This is a genomic window from Thomasclavelia sp., from assembly GCF_017889095.1.
Taxonomy (GTDB): domain Bacteria; phylum Bacillota_I; class Bacilli_A; order Erysipelotrichales; family Coprobacillaceae; genus Thomasclavelia.
The window spans coordinates 1-4,139 of the sequence record NZ_JAGHEW010000291.1; the positions used below are offsets into that span (position 1 = coordinate 1).

Sequence of the window (4,139 nt, forward strand, 5' to 3'; positions counted from 1 at the left end):
ACTAAAACTTTCAAGACGATTAGAAAGACGGTCAACGGTATTGATAAATCTGATATTTTCATGAAGACTTCTTCCAATTTCACTTAGAAGGTCACTCTTGGAAGAAGCAAGATTAAAATACATATCCATAACAAACTTTTGCTGCGGTTTGGAAAGACCATTAAAAATAATCTTATCAACATTAACAATTTCGCTTTTAGTTTCATATAGATCTGTGGTAAAATAGTTCATGGAAAATACCTCCTAAATTTTGTTTATTGTGTTAAAATTATTATATCATTTAAGAGGCTGATTTTCCTTATAAAACGGGATGAAACGGATAGAAAGATATTTAAATTCTGTCCGTTTTTATTTTTTTCCTAAACTCAAATTTATTACAACTTAACGAAATAGAAACCAGCGATATAATGCAAATGTATAAAAGGCTTGCCCCTATAAAATATTTACAGTAACCTTAGCGCTGATGTTGAAAACACACCCTTCTTGTTTCATCTTGTGAAATAACCATAATAAATAGCAATATATGTGTTAAAATCCCTGAAGAAAAGAAAAAGGGGAAAAAAGATGGAATTAAGTATTTTATTATTGCAACAGATTTTACAATTATTTATCATGATCTTTTTTGGTTTTTTATTAGTTAAAAGCCACACTTTAACTACTGATGATAGTAAGATCATTTCAATGATTGTTTTATTCGTTGCTTCACCATGTGCTATTTTAACATCATTTGCAATTGAATTTACACCAGATAAATTAATTGGTTTAGGATTATCATTTTTAGGAGCTTTGATCGTCCACCTTATTTATATTCCTTTGACCCAGTTTTTAGGAAAAATTTTTGGTTTAGCCCCAATTGAAAAAGCTACGGTCATTTATTCTAATTCGGGTAATTTAATCATTCCTTTAGTGGGAGCTATTTTAGGTAATGAGTGGGTATTATATACTAGTGGTTATATGGTTATTCAAACGATCTTACTTTGGACACATGCTAAAAGTTTAGTTTGTAATGAAAGAAACTATGATTTAAAGAAGATTATTTTAAATATTAATGTCATTGCCATTATTCTTGGAATATGTATGTTTTTATTTCAAATTAAACCGCCTGCTTTAATTTTATCAACTTTTAGTACTGTTGGTGGTATGTTGGGACCTTTAGCAATGATCGTTATTGGCATGTTGATTGGTGAGATGAACTTTAAAAATATTTTTAGCGAAAAAAGAACTTATTTAATTGCCTTAATGCGATTAATCATTTATCCAATCATTATCATTGCTGTTTTTAAACTATCGGGCTTAACTATGCTTACAAATGATGCTGGCCAAATATTTTTAATTACAATTTTAGCTGCCAGCGCACCAGCAGCGGCTACTATCACTCAATTTGCTCAGTTATATAATAAACATCCTGGTTATGCTAGTGTCATGAATATTATGACAGTTATCTTTAGCGCTGTTACTATGCCTTTAATGGTTATTATCTATTTATTCTAAAAAAAACGGGTACATTAACGTAACCCGTTTTCATTATCGATTAATACATTCCACCAGGCATTGCTGGAGCGACTGCTGGTTCATCTGATTTAATTTCAGCAACACCAGCTTCAGTTGTGATAAATAATGCCGAAATACTAGCAGCATTTAATAAAGCACTACGAGCTACTTTAGTTGGATCAATAATACCTTTATCAAACATATCAACCCATTCACCGTTTTTAGCATCAAATCCCATATTTTTATCAGCATTTTTTTGCATATCAACGATATCTTCACTATTATATCCAGCATTTTCAGCAATTTGGCAAATTGGAGCTAATAATGATTCCATAACAATATTGATACCTTTTTGAACATCAACATTATCATCTTTAAGAACTGGTTTTAATTCTTTATATGCTTCTACTAAACAAGCACCACCACCGATAACAATACCTTCAGCAACAGCAGCTTTAGTTGCATTTAATGCATCTTCAATTCTTAATTTCTTTTCTTTCAATTCACTTTCAGTTGTAGCACCAACTTTAATTGTAGCAACACCGTTAGTCAATTTTCCTAATCTTTCTTGATATTGTTTTTTATCATAATCACTTGTTGCAGTTGCAATTCTAGATTTAATTTCTTCAATTCTTGCTTTTAATTCTACGTTATCTTCATTAGCACCGATCATAGTAGTATTATCTTTAGTAACGATAACTTTTTTGATTGTACCTAATTCATCTAATTGAAGGTCTTCTAATTTCATATTTAAGTCTTTATTATAGAATTTAGCATTAGTTAAAGCAGCTAGATCTTGAAGCATTTCTTTTTGGTTATCACCAAATCCAGGAGCTTTTGTTGCAACAACATTAAATGTTCCTCTTAATTTATTTAATACTAAAGTAGAAATTACTTCGTTTTCATAATCTTCAGCAACAATCAATAATGGCTGATTAGTTTTTAATACTTGTTCCAATACTGGTAAAATTTCTTGAAGATTATTAATTTTAGAATTAGTTACTAAAACGTATGGATTTTCTAATTCTACTGTCATTCTTTCATGATCAGAAACCATATATGGAGATACGTAACCTTTATCATATTGCATACCTTCACTAATTTCTAATTCATTATCAAATCCATTGCTTTCATCAACATTGATAATTCCATCGCGGCCAACTTTATCCATTGCTTTAGCAATTAAATCACCAATTTCTTTGCTTCCAGCAGAAATCGTAGCTACACTAGCAACATCACTGCTTGTTTCAACTTGACGTGAATTCTTTAAAATTGTTTTAGCAACTTCTTTACTTGCATACTCAATTCCTTCACGCATTAAAACCGGATTGCAGCCTTTATCAACAGCTTTCATACCATTAACGATCATGTTACGGGCTAAAATAGTAGCTGTAGTTGTTCCATCACCAGCAACATCGTTAGTGTTGTTAGCAACTTCATATACTAACTTAGCACCCATATTTTCAAATTTATCTTCTAATTCAATTTCTTTTGCAATACTAACACCATCATTAGTAATTAATGGTGACCCATAACTTTTTTCCAATACTACATTACGTCCTTTAGGACCTAAAGTAATACATACCGCATCAGCTAATGTATTAACTCCTTTTAACATCGCTTTACGTGCGTCTGTTGAAAATCTAACTTCTTTTGCCATTTTCGATTACCTCCTAAGCTAAACAAGCTAAAATATCTTTTTCTTCAATTACAATATATTCTACATCTTCAATTTTAATATTAGTTCCTGAATATTCTTTATAAACTACTTTATCATTTTCTTTAATATCCGCTTTACAATCAGGACCTAAAGCAACAACTCTTGCCACACTTGGCATTTTTTTAGTTTCTGTTGCTAAAATAATTCCACTAGATGTTTTATTCTCTACTTCTTCTTTTTTTAAAATAACATTATCATGTAATGGCTTTATCATCATAATCACTCCTTTTACACTTAGCACTTGCCATCCCTTAGTGCTAACAAACATTATAATCTTTTTTAGCACTTTGTCAACACAAGTGCTAAAATTTTTTATATTTCTTTAAAATCACCTATTTCTTATCAAAATAAAAAGGAAAAACACTTTGGTCTTTCCCATTTTAAATATTAATTATAAACAACATTACTATTCTTGTAACCAATTTGCCTTATAATAATAAATCAGTAATATTACTGTACTCAACACCCAGGAAATAGGCCAGCCTAAATAAACAAACATAATATTATGATAAACATTAGCAGTAATCGTCACCCAAATTACTCGAAAAACACACCAGCAGCCAATTAATACGATCATCGGTATGCTAGTTTTTCCTACCCCACGCAAAATACCACAAACGGCCTGAGAAATTGTTAAAAATAAATAACCAGGTGCTAAACATTGCATCATCAATGTACCATAAGAAATTACATTTACATTAGTTGAAAAAATCTTTAGTAAATATGGTGTTGCCAAAATAACGATCACGCTTAATCCTAAAATAACTGCACAGCTGATTAAAATACCAATTTTAGCCCCACGTTTAATTCGCTTATAATCCTTAGCTCCTTTATTTTGGCCTACAAAAGTAGTTAGAGCCATCGATAAACTTAATACCGGTAAAATGGCAAAACCATCAATTTTGGTATATGAGCCACTGCCTGCCAT

The 4,139-nt window shown here is 30.7% G+C and carries 5 protein-coding genes; 1 reads left to right on the plus strand and 4 read right to left on the minus strand.

All coding sequences use genetic code 11. From position 1 onward, the window contains the following. On the minus strand, positions 1-231 hold a 231-nt coding region (locus J7M77_RS12895; protein WP_296879223.1), incomplete at its 3' end, for a hypothetical protein. Positions 232-564: 333 nt separating this feature from the next. Between J7M77_RS12895 and J7M77_RS12900 the strand changes: the two genes are divergently transcribed. Continuing rightward, the gene (locus J7M77_RS12900; protein ID WP_296879225.1) at positions 565-1,491 is read left to right on the plus strand and encodes an AEC family transporter; all 927 of its coding nucleotides are present in this window, start codon (positions 565-567) and stop codon (positions 1,489-1,491) included. A 40-nt stretch (positions 1,492-1,531) separates the two neighbouring features. Here the strand turns inward: J7M77_RS12900 and groL are convergent, their stop codons facing one another. From groL to J7M77_RS12915, 3 genes are all read right to left on the minus strand, one after another. After that, the gene (gene groL, locus J7M77_RS12905; protein ID WP_296879227.1) at positions 1,532-3,151 is read right to left on the minus strand and encodes a chaperonin GroEL; all 1,620 of its coding nucleotides are present in this window, start codon (positions 3,149-3,151) and stop codon (positions 1,532-1,534) included. A 13-nt stretch (positions 3,152-3,164) separates the two neighbouring features. Beyond that, entirely contained in the window at positions 3,165-3,425 is a 261-nt protein-coding gene (locus tag J7M77_RS12910) for a co-chaperone GroES (RefSeq protein WP_296879229.1), read from the minus strand. Between the two features lie 192 nt (positions 3,426-3,617). Beyond that, positions 3,618-4,139 (minus strand): MATE family efflux transporter (locus J7M77_RS12915; RefSeq protein WP_296879231.1); only part of this gene is annotated, 522 nt, incomplete at its 5' end.

Coding starts and splice junctions, on each gene's coding strand:
- J7M77_RS12910 (WP_296879229.1), bottom strand. CDS start 3,425: ATGATAAAGCCATTACATGATAATGTTATTTTAAAAAAAGAAGAAGTA.
- groL (WP_296879227.1), bottom strand. CDS start 3,151: ATGGCAAAAGAAGTTAGATTTTCAACAGACGCACGTAAAGCGATGTTA.
- J7M77_RS12900 (WP_296879225.1), top strand. CDS start 565: ATGGAATTAAGTATTTTATTATTGCAACAGATTTTACAATTATTTATC.